14 protein-coding genes and 1 pseudogene are annotated in these 16,331 nt (G+C 60.0%); 7 read left to right on the forward strand and 8 right to left on the reverse strand.

Annotation, left to right across the window (positions count from 1 at the left end; translation table 11 throughout):
* Positions 1–45: 45 nt before the first annotated feature.
* The 4 genes and pseudogenes from AB4O25_RS17230 to argE all read right to left on the reverse strand — a co-directional run bounded on the left by AB4O25_RS17230 (position 46) and on the right by argE (position 5,447).
* A complete protein-coding gene (locus tag AB4O25_RS17230) occupies positions 46–684 on the reverse strand; it encodes a peroxiredoxin (protein ID WP_003176789.1) in 639 nt (212 codons plus the stop codon).
* Positions 685–959: 275 nt separating this feature from the next.
* On the reverse strand, positions 960–2,285 hold the full coding sequence (locus tag AB4O25_RS17235; protein ID WP_017530893.1) for an OprD family outer membrane porin: 1,326 nt from the start codon (positions 2,283–2,285) through the stop codon (positions 960–962).
* Between the two features lie 575 nt (positions 2,286–2,860).
* Positions 2,861–4,163, reverse strand: a pseudogene (argA, locus tag AB4O25_RS17240) (amino-acid N-acetyltransferase).
* A gap of 135 nt (positions 4,164–4,298) precedes the next feature.
* Positions 4,299–5,447, reverse strand: coding sequence for an acetylornithine deacetylase (gene argE, locus AB4O25_RS17245; RefSeq protein WP_065879291.1), 1,149 nt, complete (start codon positions 5,445–5,447; stop codon positions 4,299–4,301).
* A 158-nt stretch (positions 5,448–5,605) separates the two neighbouring features.
* Here argE and AB4O25_RS17250 point away from each other — a divergent pair, with 158 nt between their 5' ends.
* A complete protein-coding gene (locus tag AB4O25_RS17250; protein ID WP_017530890.1) occupies positions 5,606–6,973 on the forward strand; it encodes a CYTH domain-containing protein in 1,368 nt (455 codons plus the stop codon).
* Between the two features lie 64 nt (positions 6,974–7,037).
* Here the strand turns inward: AB4O25_RS17250 and AB4O25_RS17255 are convergent, their stop codons facing one another.
* Complete coding sequence (locus tag AB4O25_RS17255; RefSeq protein ID WP_017530889.1) at positions 7,038–7,508, reverse strand: Lrp/AsnC family transcriptional regulator; 471 nt, start codon at positions 7,506–7,508, stop codon at positions 7,038–7,040.
* Positions 7,509–7,635: 127 nt separating this feature from the next.
* Here AB4O25_RS17255 and AB4O25_RS17260 point away from each other — a divergent pair, with 127 nt between their 5' ends.
* From AB4O25_RS17260 to AB4O25_RS17285, 6 genes are all read left to right on the forward strand, one after another.
* Positions 7,636–7,974, forward strand: a complete 339-nt coding sequence (locus AB4O25_RS17260) for a hypothetical protein (RefSeq protein WP_065879290.1) — start codon at positions 7,636–7,638, stop codon at positions 7,972–7,974.
* A gap of 83 nt (positions 7,975–8,057) precedes the next feature.
* Complete coding sequence (locus AB4O25_RS17265; protein WP_460149814.1) at positions 8,058–9,737, forward strand: GspE/PulE family protein; 1,680 nt, start codon at positions 8,058–8,060, stop codon at positions 9,735–9,737.
* Positions 9,738–9,814: 77 nt separating this feature from the next.
* On the forward strand, positions 9,815–10,735 hold the full coding sequence (locus AB4O25_RS17270; RefSeq protein ID WP_003176797.1) for an SPFH domain-containing protein: 921 nt from the start codon (positions 9,815–9,817) through the stop codon (positions 10,733–10,735).
* A 10-nt stretch (positions 10,736–10,745) separates the two neighbouring features.
* Positions 10,746–11,192, forward strand: a complete 447-nt coding sequence (locus AB4O25_RS17275) for an NfeD family protein (protein ID WP_017530886.1) — start codon at positions 10,746–10,748, stop codon at positions 11,190–11,192.
* Between the two features lie 69 nt (positions 11,193–11,261).
* The gene (locus AB4O25_RS17280; protein WP_003176799.1) at positions 11,262–11,576 is read left to right on the forward strand and encodes a DUF2388 domain-containing protein; all 315 of its coding nucleotides are present in this window, start codon (positions 11,262–11,264) and stop codon (positions 11,574–11,576) included.
* A gap of 161 nt (positions 11,577–11,737) precedes the next feature.
* Positions 11,738–12,880 (forward strand): DegT/DnrJ/EryC1/StrS family aminotransferase, encoded by a 1,143-nt coding sequence (locus tag AB4O25_RS17285; RefSeq protein ID WP_068933704.1) that lies wholly within the window; start codon positions 11,738–11,740, stop codon positions 12,878–12,880.
* 125 nt (positions 12,881–13,005) lie between these two features.
* Here the strand turns inward: AB4O25_RS17285 and gcvH are convergent, their stop codons facing one another.
* The 3 genes from gcvH to AB4O25_RS17300 form a co-directional block, all read right to left on the reverse strand.
* Complete coding sequence (gcvH, locus tag AB4O25_RS17290) at positions 13,006–13,389, reverse strand: glycine cleavage system protein GcvH (protein ID WP_116078122.1); 384 nt, start codon at positions 13,387–13,389, stop codon at positions 13,006–13,008.
* 51 nt (positions 13,390–13,440) lie between these two features.
* A complete protein-coding gene (gene gcvT / locus AB4O25_RS17295; protein ID WP_017530883.1) occupies positions 13,441–14,523 on the reverse strand; it encodes a glycine cleavage system aminomethyltransferase GcvT in 1,083 nt (360 codons plus the stop codon).
* Positions 14,524–14,679: 156 nt separating this feature from the next.
* Positions 14,680–16,296, reverse strand: coding sequence for an ABC transporter permease (locus AB4O25_RS17300; protein ID WP_017530882.1), 1,617 nt, complete (start codon positions 16,294–16,296; stop codon positions 14,680–14,682).
* Between the last annotated feature and the right edge of the window lie 35 nt (positions 16,297–16,331).

The raw sequence follows: 16,331 nt of genomic DNA on the forward strand, positions 1-16,331 counted from the left end.
TCAACCTGTGGGAGGGGTCTTGCTCCCTCCCACAGAGGTCCCGCGTCAGCGGTTAGGTTGTGGGGTAAGCCGCAGATACGGCTTCACTGCCCTGTAACCCTTTGGAAAGCGCTTCTTGATCTCTTCCTCGTCCTTGAGCGACGGCACGATCACCACTTCATCGCCGTCCTGCCAGTTGGCCGGGGTGGCGACCTTGTGGTTGTCGGTCAGTTGCAGCGAGTCGATGACTCGCAGGATTTCGTGGAAGTTACGGCCGGTACTCGCCGGGTAGGTGATGGTCAGGCGAATCTTTTTGTTCGGGTCGATCACGAACAGGGAACGCACGGTGAGGGTGTCACTGGCGTTGGGATGGATCAGGTCGTAAAGGTCCGAGACCTTGCGGTCGGCGTCCGCCAGGATCGGGAAGTTGACGACGGTGTTCTGGGTCTCATTGATGTCTTCGATCCACTTGTGATGCGAGTCCACCGGGTCGACCGACAGGGCGATGGCCTTGACGCCACGCCTGGCGAATTCATCCTTGAGCTTGGCGGTAAAGCCCAGCTCGGTGGTGCACACCGGGGTGAAGTCCGCCGGATGGGAAAACAACACACCCCAGCTGTCACCAAGCCATTCGTGAAAACGAATCTTGCCGGCGCTGGAATCCTGTTCGAAGTCGGGGGCGATATCGCCCAGTCTTAGGCTCATGGTGTGGCTCCTGATGAGTGCTTATGGAGCCCACTGTGCATGGATTGACGCTGATTTAAAAAGAATAAATATCGATTTATCTAGACGATAAAAGAATATTAAAAATGTGTTCATTGGACGCGAGAAAGGGCGGGGTGCAATATCGCCTCCAAGGTTCGAGAAGGCCTTGAGACGCTGTACAAAGAGGGGTTCAGGAAGGGCTTGCGGGGGTTGGCTCGACTTGATGCAACATTAAGAAAAACCTCGCGATAACGCGAGGTTTTCCTTAACCAGACTTACAGGAAGCTGTAGGTGTAGTTGAAGATCAGACGCGTCTGATCCTGGTCCTGGATACCGGTACCGCTGCCGCGGTAAGCACCATGACGCAGGGTGGTACCGAAACCTTTCAGCGCACCTTGCTGAATGGTGTAGTCGATACGCATATCGCGTTCCCACTCGGACTGATCACTGCCACCGTTGGCAGCTTTGATGTTATCGCCATGCAGGTAAGCGATCGAGGTTTTCAGGCCTGGAACACCCAGTGCGGCAAAGTCATAAGAGTACTGACCGAAGGTGGTATTTTCACCCGCGCGAACGAACGAGTTGATCATGCTGTCGGTGAACAGATAGAAGCTGGAGCCACCAGCACCTTCGTTACGACCTCGGCCGTCTACCACGCTGCCTTGGTTTACCCAGACAAAACCACCATCGTCGCTGACGCGCTGGTGACCAACCATGAATGCGCTGCCACCCAACGAGTAGGTGAACATGGCGCTCCAGGTTTTGTTATCAACCTCGCCGGTGTTCTTCGCATAGCCGCCGTTGTTGTTGAAGCGGTAGCCTGCATCACCGTTCTTGCCATCGGAGCTGCTGTCGAAATAGCGCAGGTCGGTCTTGAACGACTGGCCTTCGCTGATCGGGTACACATGCACGGCGCCCAGGAAGTGCTGCTTGTAGTAATCTTCCAGGTTCGCGTAGTAGTACTGCAGGGTCAGGTCTTTGGTGACCTTCCAGTCAGCGCCGCCAAAACGGAACTTGTTGCTTTCCTGAGTACCGCCGTTAACGGCCAGGCCTGTGCTGTTGCTGGAAGCACGACCAGTGGCGTGTTCGAGCTGACCGGCATTGAAGGTCACATTGTCGATTTCTTTGGAAGTGACGGTGCCGCCTTCAAAGGTTTGCGGCAACAGACGACCGTCGCTGGCGATCAGAATCGGCAGGTTCGGTGCAAGCGCGCCACCCAGGTGGGCTTCAGTCTTGGAGAAGCGGGCCTTGACGTTGGCACTGGCGCTGCTCCAGCTGCTGACGGCAGAGCCATCGGTATCACTTGGAACGAAGGAGTTGCTGTTTGGGTGATGACCACGGCCGCCGTCCAGGTGCAAACCCACCAATGCCTGGGCATCGATACCAAAACCAACCACGCCCTGAGTGAAGCCGGACAGGTAGTTGAATTTCAGGCCTGTCGCCGTCTCGCGCTGGTCAGCACCGCCATCACGCTGATCATTGTCGAAATACAAGGTGCGAGAGCTGACGCTGGCCTTGCTGTCTTCGATGAAACCGGCAGCGCCTGCTTGCTGGGCGATTGCGCCCAAAGCTACAGCCAAAGCCAAGGTGGACTTCTTCATGTACCGCTCCTCTCATTTCTAATTTTTGTATTTCTTCGGTCTCGGGTCTGACGCCCTCGATCCACAGATGCGCGATTAGCGCCGGATAGTGACTGGCAAGTCAATCGTAACCTTGTGTGTGTACTACCTTCGTCTAATCACAGTTGATTTGGTCCTTGCAGGGTAATGAGTTTTTCATACACCCAAAAAGAATTATTTCATTTTTTTTCATACGATTCGGGAATAAGCCTTTGCGTGACATGGAGCAGTCAGGGTAGACCAACCGTTCCATAAGCTCATTCCTAAAGGGTATTTGTCAGCACTTTTTTAGATCGATTAGTGTGGACGCTCCATTACATACGTCACCCATGATCAAAAAGGCGACGCCATCATGGCGAAACGCACATCCTCCAGTCAATTTGTTACAGTTTTTGTGTCACTAATAATTTCTTTGCCGACCGCAATCTACCCACAGTCGCCATCCCGTTATCGGCGTGAGATCAAGAATGCTTAAATTTCAGTTGTAACGTGAAAGACCGAGCCGCCGAGCAGGCCGGTGCTTACGCGAGCCTGCTCGGTGGTCGGAGGGGAGGGCTTTACAAGGCTTTCTCGAAGATCTTCGAATTACGCTGATAGTTGTACAGCGAAGCACGCGCCGACGGCAGGCGGTCCACACTGCTTGGCACAAACCCCCGTTCGCGGAACCAGTGGGCGGTGCGCGTGGTGAGTACGAACAAAGTTTTCAACCCCTGCGCCCGCGCACGGGCCTGGATGCGCTCCAGCAACACATCCCCCCGCGCGCCATGGCGGTATTCCGGGTTCACCGCCAGGCATGCCAACTCACCCGCGTCTGAATCGGCGATCTGGTACAGCGCCGCACAGGCGATGATCATGCCTTCGCGCTCGACCACGCTGAACTGTTCGATCTCGCGCTCCAGCACTTCCCGTGAACGCCGCACCAGGATGCCCTGCTCTTCCAGCGGGCTGATCAGGTCGAGCAGGCCGCCGACATCTTCAATCGCCGCCTCGCGCACCTGTTCGAATTGCTCCTGGGCGACCAGCGTACCGCCGCCATCACGGGTGAACAGTTCGGTGAGCAGGGCGCCGTCCTCGGCGTAGCTGACGATATGGCTGCGCCCTACTCCACCCCGGCAAGCCTCGGCCGCCGCGTCGAGCAGTTCGGCCTGGTAGTTGCTGCTGCCCAGGCGTTGCAAGTGGGCCGGCACTTGTTGCGGGCGCAGTTCGCGCACCAGGCGGCCGTTTTCATCGATCAGGCCGAGGTCGGCGCCGAACAGCAACAGCTTGTCGGCCGCCAAGTCGATGGCCGCGCGGGTGGCGACGTCTTCGCAGGCCAGGTTGAAAATCTCACCGGTGGGCGAATAGCCCAGGGGCGACAACAGCACGATGGAGCGCTCGTCCAGCAGGCGGTTGATGCCCTTGCGGTCGACGCGGCGTACTTCGCCGGTGTGGTGGTAGTCCACGCCTTCGAGTACGCCGATCGGGCGCGCGGTCACCAGGTTGCCGCTGGCCACCCGCAGGCGCGAGCCTTGCATCGGCGACGAGGCCATGTCCATCGACAAGCGCGCTTCGATAGCGATCCGCAGATGGCCGACCGCGTCGATCACACACTCCAGCGTCGCCGCATCGGTGATGCGCATGCCTTCGTGGTAGGTCGGGATCAGGCCGCGTGCTTCAAGACGCGCTTCGATCTGTGGGCGCGAACCATGGACCAGTACCAGGCGCACGCCCAGGCTGTGCAGCAGCACCAGGTCGTGGACGATATTGCCGAAGTTCGGATGGTCCACACCATCGCCGGGCAACATGACGACAAAGGTGCAGTCGCGGTGGGCATTGATATAGGGGGGACGCGTGACGAAGCCAATTAACGTATTCGGGCATAACACCTGGGCCTGTAATAAAAAGCAGCCAAAAAAGGATGAACCGTGAAAGCGCACAGCGGGCTGATGGTTATCGTCGGAACAGGCTTGGCGACACGCTCACTCTCCTTTTATGTACGAACAAACCGGGGTTAATTTATGCGGGTTTCAAGCAGTAATGCTCGATCAGCTCCCGCAATAGACGCACTGTAGGCGTCAAGCGTGACATTTCGAGGTACTCGCCCGGCTGGTGAGCACAAGCGATATCGCCAGGGCCCAATACCAGGGTTTCACAACCAAGGCGCTGAAGATAAGGCGCTTCGGTCCCGAACGCTACTGCTTCGGCACGATGACCGGTCAAACGTTCCGCCACCCGTACCAGTTCGGCGTCTTCAGGTTGTTCGAACGGCGGCACTTCGGGGAACAGCGGCGCATAGTCGATCTTGACCTTATGGCGCTCGGCCAGGGGTTCGAGCTTCTGCCGGATGGCGGCGCGCAGCATCCGCGGGTCCATGCCCGGCAAGGGCCGCAGGTCGAATTCCAGGGAACACTGGCCGCAGATGCGATTGGGGTTATCGCCACCATGGATACAGCCGAAGTTCATGGTCGGCTGCGGCACGCTGAATTGCGGGTTGCGATATTCACGTTGCCAGGCCAGGCGCAGACCGCGCAGTTCGCCGATGGCATCATGCATCGCCTCAAGGGCGCTATGGCCCAGGCTCGGGTCAGAGGAATGGCCGCTTTGGCCAAGGATGTCGATGCGCTCCATCATCACACCTTTGTGCAGGCGGATCGGCTTGAGCCCGGTCGGTTCGCCGATCACCGCCGCGCGGCCCAGCGGGCGTCCAGCGTCGGCCAAGGCCCGAGCACCGGACATGGAGCTTTCTTCATCGCAGGTTGCGAGAATCAGCAACGGCTGCTTGAACGGCTGGTCCAGCAACGGCAACACCGCTTCAATCGCCAGGGCGAAAAAGCCCTTCATGTCACAACTGCCCAATCCTACCCAGCGACCATCGACTTCCGTCAGCTTGAGCGGGTCGGTTTTCCACAGGGCTGCGTCATAGGGCACCGTATCGCTGTGGCCCGCCAGCACCAGGCCGCCAGGCCCACTGCCGAAACTTGCCAGCAGGTTGAATTTGCCGGGACTGACCTGCTGGATGTCGATGGCAAACCCCAGATCGCCCAGCCAACCGGCGAGCAAATCGATCACCGGGCGGTTGGTCTGGTCGAGAGACGCTTGGGTACAACTGACCGAAGGCGCGGCAATCAGCGCGGCGAATTGCTCTTTCATGGAGGGTAATGGCATGCGCGGTCTCCCAACTTCCCGGATGAGCCCCACTATAGAACCATCCGCTGGACACAATAAACCGTTGCGGCACGTTGCCGGGCTCAGTCCTGTACACTGCACGATCTTGGCAGCCACCTTTTTCCCCGGCTGCGCTCCCGATCCTGGATTTTCCGGCCATGCAGAAAGAAACCGAAATCAAACTCCGCGTCAGCCGCGAAACACTCGCCGCGCTGCGTGAGCACCCGTTACTGAAAAAACGCAACAAAAGTGGCTGGGAACGCCGTGAGTTGATGAACCAGTATTTCGACACCCCCGAGCGCGACCTGGCCCAGGCCAAAGTCGCCCTGCGTTTGCGCAAGGACGGTGACGAGATCATCCAGACCCTCAAGACCCGCGGCCAAAGTGTTGCCGGTTTGTCGGAACGCAACGAGTACAACTGGGACCTGCCCAAAGCCAAGCTCGACGTGAAGAAACTCGACGGCGAATGCTGGCCCGAGCAACTGGCCGAGCTGGATAAAAAGTCCCTCAAGCCGATCTTCACCACCGACTTCGTGCGCGAACGCGCCGAAATCGCCTGGGGCCGTGGCAAGACCAAAGTGGTCATCGAAGCCGCCCTGGACCTGGGCCACGTGGTGGTCGGCAAGCAGAAGGAAGAGATCTGCGAGTTGGAGCTGGAACTGCGTGAAGGCGAACCCGCCGCCCTGCTGGAACTGGCCGCCGAATTGGCCGCGACCCTGGCGTTGATGCCGTGCGATATCAGCAAGGCCGAGCGCGGCTACCGCCTGTACGACGCAGGCAGCTACTCCCTGAGCCTGCCGGCGCCGCAGATCCAGGCCGAAATGCCATTGGACGACGCCTTCGCCGCGATCATGTGGCACCTGTTGGGCAGCAGTCAGCGCCTGGCCGAGCAATACCGTTTCAATGGCCACTGGCGCCTGCTGCAAGACTGGGTCGACAACCTCGGTGAATTACGCGCCCTGATCGGCAGCCTCGGCCAGGCCGCCCCGCGCCAATCCACCAGCGAACTGCGCAGCGCACTGGATGCCTTGCTGGAAGACTGGCGCCCGCTGGTACAGGCCGGTGATGACGACGAAGACATCCGCAAAGCCGCGCCTGAGCAGTTCGCCGAAGAGCTGCAGGACGTGCGCTGGGGCCTGTTCTCACTGAACACCTCGCGCTGGCTGCTCGCCCGCAGTTGGACTGCCGAGCGCAACGTGCGCGGCAACCGCCAGGGCGCCGCGCAAATCACCAATTGGCTGCCGCGCCTGCTGGCCGACGACGCCGTCGCCCTGCAACTGCCGCGCTACCAGCAACAACCGGAAGACCTGGCTGAACAACTGCCGCGTATCGAGCGCATCCAGGCCTGGCTGCATCATGCGCGTCAGGTGGTAGACATCCCGGAACTGGACCGTTTGTATGGCGAGCTGAACAAGTTGGTGCAACTGGCCAACCAGCCGATCACCGATGAGTCGCTGGATGCGCGCATGCATCAGGCGATTGCGGTGTATCAGAACCGTGCCTGGAAGACCCTTCTGCGCCTGTGATATCCCATCGGGGCAAGCCCCTCCTACATAAATGTGGGGGCTTGCCCCGATGAGGCCCTGCCTGTCAGCGCAATATTGGCAGGCTGGTGGTGGATTTGATCTCGGACAACGCCACAATCGAGTTGACCTCTTGGATCCCCGGCACCATCGATAACTTATCGAAGAAAAACCGCTCGTACGCCTCGATGTCCGACGCCACGATGCGCAGCAGAAAATCCACCGCCCCCATCAGCACATAGCACTCCAACACTTCCGGAAAGCCGCGAATTGCCTCGGTGAACTCGGTGAAGTTGGATCGACCGTGGGCGTTGAGTTTGACCTCGGCGAAAATCTGCGTGTTGAGGCCAATTTTCTTGCGGTCCAGCAAGGTGACCTGGCCGCGAATCACGCCCTCCTCCTTGAGCCGCTGGATACGTCGCCAGCACGGTGACTGGGACAGGCCGACCTGTTCGGCGATCTGCGCACTGGAGAGCGAAGCGTCCTCTTGCAGCAAGGCCAGGATGCGACGGTCGTAGGCGTCCAACTCGCTGTGCATAAAAATACCTTTGATAATGACTATCTTGAATTGATTGACTCAATTAAACCCAATTAAGGCTCACTTTAGATAAGAAATCTCCCGCAGCGAATGTAAAAATTTCTCCAGTCGAATCTGGAGAGCCCGCATGCACGCCGTCGAAACCACCCAGCCTGTCACCCGCGTTGATGCGTGGGCCACCCACACCGCCCACTGCCAGGCGCACTACCAGATCGTCGCCGAGGCCGAGCCTGACGTGCTGTGTCGGATACTCAACTTTTTTGCCTTGCAGTTTTTGACGCCCAGCCAGGTCACCGTGACCCGTGCAGACGGCCTGCTGAATGTCGATATCGTGATGGACGGCCTGAGCTGGCATAGGGCTCAGGTGATCGGTGAAAAGATTCGAAACCTGATCAGCGTGTGCACGCTACACCTGTGGCCGGCTGATGCCGTGGGGGCTCAAGCGCTGTTGGCGGCCGCGCAGTAAAAGTCTGTAATACATGGCCGGAGGAGGATTGTCGGGGGCTGGCTAGCCTGGGTTTACATCCGAGGCTACCCAGGAAGACCTTCATGGCTGTTGATCAGCGATTGGAACTGCATACGTTACTGCCGGCCCTGGTCGAGGCAGGGCTGATTACACCCGACATCGCTAGGCGCGTATCGGCGCTGCCGGCCGACAGCACCCTGCATCCGCTGGAGTGCATCGCCGCCCATGGCCCGTGCCTGGAAACCCTCACGCAGTGGCTGGCCCGGCATGCAGGGCAACCTTATCTGCGCATTGACCCGCTGAACATCGACGTGGCCGCGGTAGTCCCGCTGATGTCCCACGGGTTTGCCCAGCGTCACGGGATCCTTGCCATAGCGGTGGACACACACACCCTCACCGTGGCCAGCGCCCAGCCCCACGTGACCGGCTGGGAAGCCGGGCTGGCGCAGGTGCTCAAGCGCTCGATCAAACGCGTAGTGGCCAACCCCCAGGCGATCCAGCGCTGTATCGGCGAGTTTTATCGCTTGGCGAAGTCCGTCAGCGGCGCGGATCAAAAAGTGCCGGTGCCCGGCAACTTCGACCTGCTCAACCTCGGCGCCAGCGACCAGGAGCCGGACGCCAACGACGCGCATATCGTCAACATCGTCGACTGGCTGTTGCAGTACGCCTTCGCCCAGCGCGCCAGCGATATCCATATCGAACCGTGCCGCGAGCAGGGCCGGGTGCGCTTTCGCATTGACGGGTTGCTGCACGACGTCTATCAATTCCCGCCGCAGGTGACGATGGCGGTAGTCAGCCGCCTGAAAAGCCTGGGCCGCATGAACGTGGCGGAAAAACGCAAACCCCAGGATGGCCGGGTCAAGACCAAAAGCCCGGCGGGAGCGGAAGTGGAGTTGCGCCTGTCGACCCTGCCCACCGCCTTTGGCGAAAAACTGGTAATGCGGATCTTCGACCCGCAGGTACTGCTCAAAGACTTCGACCAGTTGGGCCTGTCCAGTGAAGACCAGCAGCGCTGGCACGCCATGACCCGCCAGGCCAACGGCATCATCCTGGTCACCGGCCCTACCGGCTCGGGCAAGACCAGCACCCTCTACACCACGCTCAAGCAACTGGCGACCCGCGAGATCAACCTGTGCACGGTGGAAGACCCCATCGAAATGGTCGAACCGGCGTTCAACCAAATGCAGGTGCAGCACAACATAGACCTGACCTTTGCCAGTGGCATCCGCGCCCTGCTGCGCCAGGATCCGGACATCATCATGATCGGCGAGATACGCGACCAGGAAACCGCGGAAATGGCGATCCAGGCCGCCCTGACCGGGCATCTGGTGCTGTCGACGCTGCACACCAACGATGCACCCAGCGCCATCAGCCGCTTGCAGGAACTGGGGATTGCTCATTATTTGATCAAGGCCACCTTGCTGGGGGTCATGGCGCAGCGACTGGTGCGTGTGTTGTGCCCTCACTGTAAACAGGCGGCGGGCGAGGTGTACGAGGCCGTGGGGTGCACCGAGTGCCGAAACAGCGGGTATCGGGGCCGAGCCGGGGTCTACGAAATCATGGTGCTGGACGACACACTCAAGCCGCTGATCACAGCGGGTACCGACGTGCAGGCCTTGCGTCAGGCTGCCATCGCCCACGGCATGTGTGACCTGCGCATGGCCGGCATGGGCAAAGTAAACGCGGGGCTGACCACCCTGGCGGAGGTCTTGCGGGTGACGCCGGGGGGGTCGGTAACAAATCCTTTGATTGCAGCGCTTTGAAACCGTTCTTCTCAGTGACAACACCGTTACAATCGGCCGAACGTCGTTTCACTGACACCATCAGATAGGGAATCGCTATGCAGATCGGAACCGTACTGCTTCTTTTCGTGGGCTTGGCCATCGCCATCCTGTTCATGGGCTTCAAGGTAGTGCCCCAGGGCTATCAATGGACGGTCGAGCGTTTTGGCCGCTATACCAACACGCTCAAACCTGGCCTGAACATCATCATCCCGGTCATGGACCGTATCGGTCGCAAGATCAACGTGATGGAAAGCGTGCTGGACATCCCGCCCCAGGAAGTGATCACCGCCGACAACGCTACCGTGCAGATCGACGCCGTGTGCTTCTTTCAGGTGGTCAATACGGCCCAGGCCGCCTACGAGGTCAACAACCTCGAACACGCCATCCGCAACCTGTTGCAGACCAATATCCGCACGGTACTCGGCTCCATGGAGCTGGATGCCATGCTCAGCCAGCGTGACGGTATCAACGAAAAACTGCTGAGAACCGTGGATGAAGCCACCGCGCCGTGGGGTATCAAGATCACCCGTATCGAGATCAAGGACATCAGCCCGCCTGCCGACCTGATGGCTGCCATGTCCGGCCAGATGAAAGCGGAGCGCATCAAGCGGGCGCAAATCCTCGAGGCCGAGGGCCTGCGAGCATCTGCGATCCTTACCGCCGAAGGCAAGAAACAGGCGCAGATCCTTGAGGCTGAGGGTAGCCGCCAGGCGGCGTTTCTTGAATCCGAAGCCCGCGAGCGTCAGGCCGAGGCGGAAGCACGCGCAACCCAGGTAGTATCTGAAGCCATCGCATCGGGCAACGTGCAGGCGGTCAACTACTTCGTTGCGCAAAAATACATCGACGCCCTGGGCAAGCTGGCTTCGGCCAATAACAGCAAGGTCATCCTGATGCCGCTGGAAGCCAGCCAAGTGATCGGTGCGGTCGGCGGTATCGGCGAGATCGTCAAGGCAACGTTCGATAACAAGAAAGGCTGAGGCCAGCACCATGTGGGATTTCCTGCAGCACCTGTCATTTTGGGATTGGTTGGCACTGGGCACGGTGCTGTTGATTCTTGAGGTATTCGGCGCCGGTGGTTACCTGTTGTGGATGGGTATCGCGGCGGCGGCCGTGGGGGTGATCAAGTTCCTGGTGCCGCCCCTCGGCCTGGAATGGCAACTGCTGTTGTTCGCCGTATTGTCGATATTGACGGCCGTGTATTGGTGGAAACGCCAACGCAGCAGCGCCAAGGCCAGTGACCAGCCTGGGCTGAATGAACGCGGCTCGGAACTGGTGGGTCGCACCTTCATGGTGCACCAGGCAATTGTGGACGGGCGCGGCAAGGTGAAAGTCGGTGATGGCGTGTGGATGGTGACCGGCCCCGACACCCCGGTAGGTACTCAAGTGCGCGTAGTTGGCCAGGACGGAGTGATCTTAAAGGTTGAAACTGTTTAGTCAGTGATGGAACTCGACCGGGCTATCTACAATCAAAACCCACAGATAACCCCACCGGAGTCACCCATCATGCGTCTCAAATATGCTGTCGCAACCCTCGCTGTGCTTTCCCTTCCTGTCGGTTCAGCCATGGCCGACAGTTTCTGGCGGAATGTCATCTCGTCGGGCGCCACCACCGGCTCGACGTACTTGACCTTCAAGGACCACAAGCTGGTGGTTGCCGCACAAGACGACGCAGGCAGCTTTGTTGCCAGCGACGGCGGCATCCGCGGCCCGTACCTGGAAGCCGCCATGCAAAAAGTGCGCGCCGACAACCCTGGCCTGCAAGCCACGGATATGGAGTTGGCCAACGCCATCCTCGCGAAGAACGCTGTCACCGAGTGATAGCCATACGCTGAAAAATGCCGCTGTGAAGCGGCATTTTTTTGCCCGCGAAGTGACGATTCATTCACAGGCGACAGGCTATATTCAGTCATGCCGTGCAACCATGCCTGCACTGATAAGCCCCTCACTCATCGCCAATCTGAACGGACGCCTTCGTCGTTATGAGCCAACAGCCCTTTCTGCCATTCTCCAAACCTACCATCGATGAAGCCACCATCTCGGCGGTTGGCGATGTATTGCGCTCCGGCTGGATTACCAGCGGGCCAAAAGTGCAGGCGTTCGAGGCGCAGTTGTCGGAGTATTTTGGCGGTCGACCGGTGCGTACGTTCAACTCGGGCACCTGCACCATGGAGATTGCCCTGCGTATCGCCGGTATCGGGCCTGGGGATGAAGTCATTACCACGCCGATCTCTTGGGTGGCCACGGCCAATGTGATTCTGGAGGTGGGCGCCACACCGGTGTTTGCCGATATCGACCCGGTGACCCGCAATATTGACCTGGCCCAGGTGGAAGCCGCGATCACCCCGCGCACCAAGGCGATTATCCCGGTGTACCTGGCCGGCCTGCCCCTGGATATGCCGATGCTTTACGCACTGGCCAACAAGTACAACCTGCGTATCGTCGAAGACGCAGCCCAAGCCCTGGGCTCCAGCTGGGATGGCGAGCGCATCGGCGCCACCGGGGATTTCGTGTCATTCAGCTTCCAGGCCAACAAGAACATCACCTCCTCCGAGGGCGGGTGCCTGGTATTGAATAATGCCGAGGAGGCGCGCCTGGCAGAAAAGTACCGTCTGCAAGGCGTGACCCGCAGCGGCTTCGATGGCCTGGATGTGGATGTGCTGGGTGGCAAGTTCAATATGACCGATATCGCCGCCGCCATTGGGTTGGGGCAATTCGCGCATATCGAGAAGATCACCGCGCACCGACAGAACCTGGCGCGGCATTACTTCAAGTGTTTCGGCAGCGACTTTGAAGAGAAATACGGCGCGCAACTGCCGCCGGCGGATTTCGAAAACAGCAACTGGCATCTGTTCCAGCTGGTGCTGCCGGAGCGTCAGGATGGCCTGCCCGCTCGCGCTACGTTTATGGAGCAGATGCAGGCCCACGGTGTCGGCATTGGCTATCACTACCCGCCGATCCACCTGCTGAGCCTGTATCGGGCACAGGGGTTCAAGGAAGGGATGTTCCCGGTGGCGGAGAAAGTGGGGCGTTTGATTGTGTCGTTGCCGATGTTTACCGCAATGACGGAGGCAGATGTGGAACGGTCGGTGGCGGCGGTAAAAGCAGTCCTGAGCGCAAACTGAACAATCACGGCTGACCTCGGTTGAATGTAGAAGGGGCTTGCTCCCGATGGGCGGTGGTCAGTTACTGATCAGTGAACTGACACTCCGTCATCGGGAGCAAGCCCCCTTCCACACGGGTCTTGCGTTTATTCGCCGATGGCCGCTTTGTAGCCGGCAGCATCCAGCAGTTTTTCCAGGTCAGCCGGGTTGCTTGGCTTGAGTTTGAAGATCCAGGTGCCGTAAGGGTCGGTGTTCAACAGTTCAGGCTCACCACTCAACGCGTCGTTAACCGCAATCACTTCGCCAGCAATTGGCGAGTAGATATCCGAAGCGGCCTTCACCGACTCAACCACACCCGCTTGATCTTCAGCGGCAAACACGTTGCCGACTTCGGTCAGCTCAACAAACACCACATCACCCAACGCTTCCTGGGCATGGTCGGAGATACCCACGGTCACGGTGCCGTCAGCTTCCAGACGGGCCCATTCATGACTCTCGGCGAAACGCAGGTCGGCCGGGATATTGCTCATAGTCTGTGTCCTCAAGAAAAATGTCAGCGGCCTTCGGCCTGCCGGAAATAGTTAGATCAAGGTTTTGCCATGGCGCACAAAGGTCGGTTTGACTACCCGAACCGGGTACCACTTGCCGCGGATTTCCACTTCGGCCCGATCGGCAGTCGCCGTCGGTACACGCGCCAGGGCAATGGATTTGCTCAGCGTAGGAGAGAAACTACCACTGGTGATCTCCCCTTCGCCAACATTGGCGATACGAACCACCTGATGAGCGCGTAAAACCCCGCGTTCTTCCAGCACCAGCCCGACCAATTTGAACTGCACACCCACCGCCAGCTCTGCTTCCAACGCAGCGCGGCCGATGAAATTACGCCCAGCAGGTTCCCAGGCGATGCTCCAGGCCATGTTGGCCGCCAGGGGCGAAACATCCTGGTGGATGTCCTGGCCGTACAGGTTCATGCCAGCCTCCAGGCGCAGCGTGTCCCGTGCGCCCAGGCCGATAGGTGAAATACCGGCGCCCACCAGATCGTTGAAAAAACCGGGGGCCTGATCGGCAGGCAGGACAATCTCCAAGCCGTCTTCGCCGGTATACCCCGTGCGAGCGATAAACCAATCGCCATCGGCCTGGCCTTCAAAGGGCTTGAGCTGGTGAATCAGGCTGCTGCGTGACTGGGTGACCAGCTCGGCAATCTTCTGCCGGGCATGGGGGCCTTGAATGGCCAGCATGGCCAGCTCGGGCCGCTCATGCATCTGCACGTTGTAGCTACCCAGTCGGGCCTGCATCCAGGCCATGTCCTGGTCGCGGGTGGCGGCGTTGACCACCAGTCGGTAAGCGGCCTCGGTGCGATACACGATCATGTCGTCCACCACGCCGCCCCTCTCGTTGAGCATGGCGCTGTATAACGCACGGCCGCAGCCATGCAAACGGTCAACGTCATTGGCCAGCAGGTGCTGGAGCCATTCCTTGGCCTGGGAGCCTGTGACATCGATCACGGTCATATGAGATACGTCGAACACCCCGCAGTCGCGTCGAACCTGGTGGTGTTCTTCAACTTGCGAGCCGTAGTGCAGAGGCATATCCCAACCGCCAAAATCGACCATTTTCGCGCCAAGGGCGAGATGCAGGTCATACAGAGGCGTACGCTGTCCCATGGGTTTCTCCTTCCGGGCGTGGCGAGGGTGCGCAGCGTCGCTGTACCGGCTGAACCCCTTGAATTACAGGGGCTGCAGCCACAAACAACAACGCGATCCGAAAGACGGAGCGCACCGAATGCCGCGCATTGTAGCCGCAAGCCGTAGGACTGGCACCTAACTGATGGAGCGGGCAGAGCGTCGAATGAGCCCGATGACCGGTAACAGGCCCACCAACACCAATGTCAGCGCCGGCAAAGAAGCCCGCGCCCACTCGCCTTCGCTGGTCATTTCAAAGATGCGCACCGCCAGGGTGTCCCAGCCAAACGGGCGCATCAGCAGGGTGGCGGGCATTTCCTTGAGCACATCGACAAACACCAGCAGCGCGGCGCTCAAGGTGCCGGGGAGCAAGAGCGGCAGATACACTTTGCAAAACAGTCGCGGGCCACTCACGCCCAGACTGCGTGCCGCCTCGGGCAACGATGGACGGATACGTGCCAGGCTGTTTTCCAGCGGCCCGTAGGCCACCGCCAGGAAACGCACCAGATACGCCAGCACCAGCGCCGACAGGCTGCCCAGCAGCAACGGCTTGCCCGCGCCGCCCAGCCAACCCGACAGCGGCACCACCACTTCGCGGTCCAAATAGCTGAACGCCAGCATGATCGACACCGCCAGCACCGAGCCCGGCAAGGCGTAGCCGACGTTGGCCAGGCCGGTACCGGAACGGATCGCCCGGGTCGGCGCCAGTCGATTGGCAAACGCCAGCATCAGCGCCACGCTCACCGTGATCAGCGCCGCGATGCCGCCCAGGTAAAGGGTATGGATGATCAGGCCCGAATAACGCTCATCCAGATCGAAGCGGCCGCGCTGCCAGAACCAGGCGATCAGTTGCAGCACGGGAATCACAAAGGCACACGCGAACACCAGGCCACACCACATGCTGGCCGCCGCCGCCTTGAACCCCGTCAGGTGGTACAACGCCTTGCCCCGTGGCCGCTCATTGCCGGGCCGACTGGCCCCACGGGCACGGCGTTCGCCGTACAGCACCAGCATCACCACCAGTAGCAACAGGCTAGCCAGTTGCGCCGCGCTGGACAGGCTGAAAAAGCCGTACCAGGTCTTGTAGATGGCGGTGGTGAAGGTGTCGAAGTTGAACACCGAGACTGCGCCGAAATCTGCCAGGGTTTCCATCAACGCCAGGGCGACCCCGGCGCCAATCGCCGGCCGCGCCATGGGCAGGGCCACACGCCAGAACGCTTGCCACGGCGATTGCCCCAGCACGCGCGCGGCTTCCATCAAGCCTTTGCCCTGGGCCAGGAATGCACTACGCGCCAGCAGGTAAACGTAAGGGTAAAAAACCAACACCAGCACAATGATCACGCCACTGGTGGACCGCACGCGTGGCAGGCGCAAGCCCGTGCCGAACCACTCGCGTAGCAGGGTTTGCACCGGGCCGGAAAAGTCCAGCAGGCCTACGAATACGAAGGCCAGCACATACGCCGGGATGGCGAACGGCAGCATCAACGCCCAGTCAAGCCACCGCCGCCCGGGGAATTCGCAAAGGCTGGTCAGCCAGGCCAGGCTGACACCCAGCAGCGTTACCCCTATGCCGACGCCCACCACCAACGTCAGGGTATTGCCCAACAGGCGTGGCATCTGGGTTTCCCAGAGGTGGGACCAGATCTGTAGGTCGATGCTTTGCCAGGACAGCAACAGCACGCTCAGCGGCAGCAGCACCAGGGCGGCGACGGTGAACACCGGCAGGTACCAGCGGCGTTGGGCGGGGTGGGCCAAGGGTCAGCTCTCAGTAAATAAACTCGAAAAACACC

Source organism: Pseudomonas sp. S3_A03 (assembly GCF_054668275.1).

Bases quoted from the DNA above. Each gene is read 5' to 3' on its own strand.
- gcvH (WP_116078122.1), bottom strand. From the start codon at position 13,389: ATGAGCAATATCCCGGCCGACCTGCGTTTCGCCGAGAGTCATGAATGG.
- AB4O25_RS17270 (WP_003176797.1), top strand. From the start codon at position 9,815: ATGCAGATCGGAACCGTACTGCTTCTTTTCGTGGGCTTGGCCATCGCC.
- AB4O25_RS17265 (WP_460149814.1), top strand. From the start codon at position 8,058: ATGGCTGTTGATCAGCGATTGGAACTGCATACGTTACTGCCGGCCCTG.
- AB4O25_RS17250 (WP_017530890.1), top strand. From the start codon at position 5,606: ATGCAGAAAGAAACCGAAATCAAACTCCGCGTCAGCCGCGAAACACTC.
- AB4O25_RS17285 (WP_068933704.1), top strand. From the start codon at position 11,738: ATGAGCCAACAGCCCTTTCTGCCATTCTCCAAACCTACCATCGATGAA.
- AB4O25_RS17275 (WP_017530886.1), top strand. From the start codon at position 10,746: ATGTGGGATTTCCTGCAGCACCTGTCATTTTGGGATTGGTTGGCACTG.
- AB4O25_RS17255 (WP_017530889.1), bottom strand. From the start codon at position 7,508: ATGCACAGCGAGTTGGACGCCTACGACCGTCGCATCCTGGCCTTGCTG.
- AB4O25_RS17235 (WP_017530893.1), bottom strand. From the start codon at position 2,285: ATGAAGAAGTCCACCTTGGCTTTGGCTGTAGCTTTGGGCGCAATCGCC.
- AB4O25_RS17280 (WP_003176799.1), top strand. From the start codon at position 11,262: ATGCGTCTCAAATATGCTGTCGCAACCCTCGCTGTGCTTTCCCTTCCT.
- argE (WP_065879291.1), bottom strand. From the start codon at position 5,447: ATGCCATTACCCTCCATGAAAGAGCAATTCGCCGCGCTGATTGCCGCG.
- AB4O25_RS17230 (WP_003176789.1), bottom strand. From the start codon at position 684: ATGAGCCTAAGACTGGGCGATATCGCCCCCGACTTCGAACAGGATTCC.
- gcvT (WP_017530883.1), bottom strand. From the start codon at position 14,523: ATGGGACAGCGTACGCCTCTGTATGACCTGCATCTCGCCCTTGGCGCG.
- AB4O25_RS17260 (WP_065879290.1), top strand. From the start codon at position 7,636: ATGCACGCCGTCGAAACCACCCAGCCTGTCACCCGCGTTGATGCGTGG.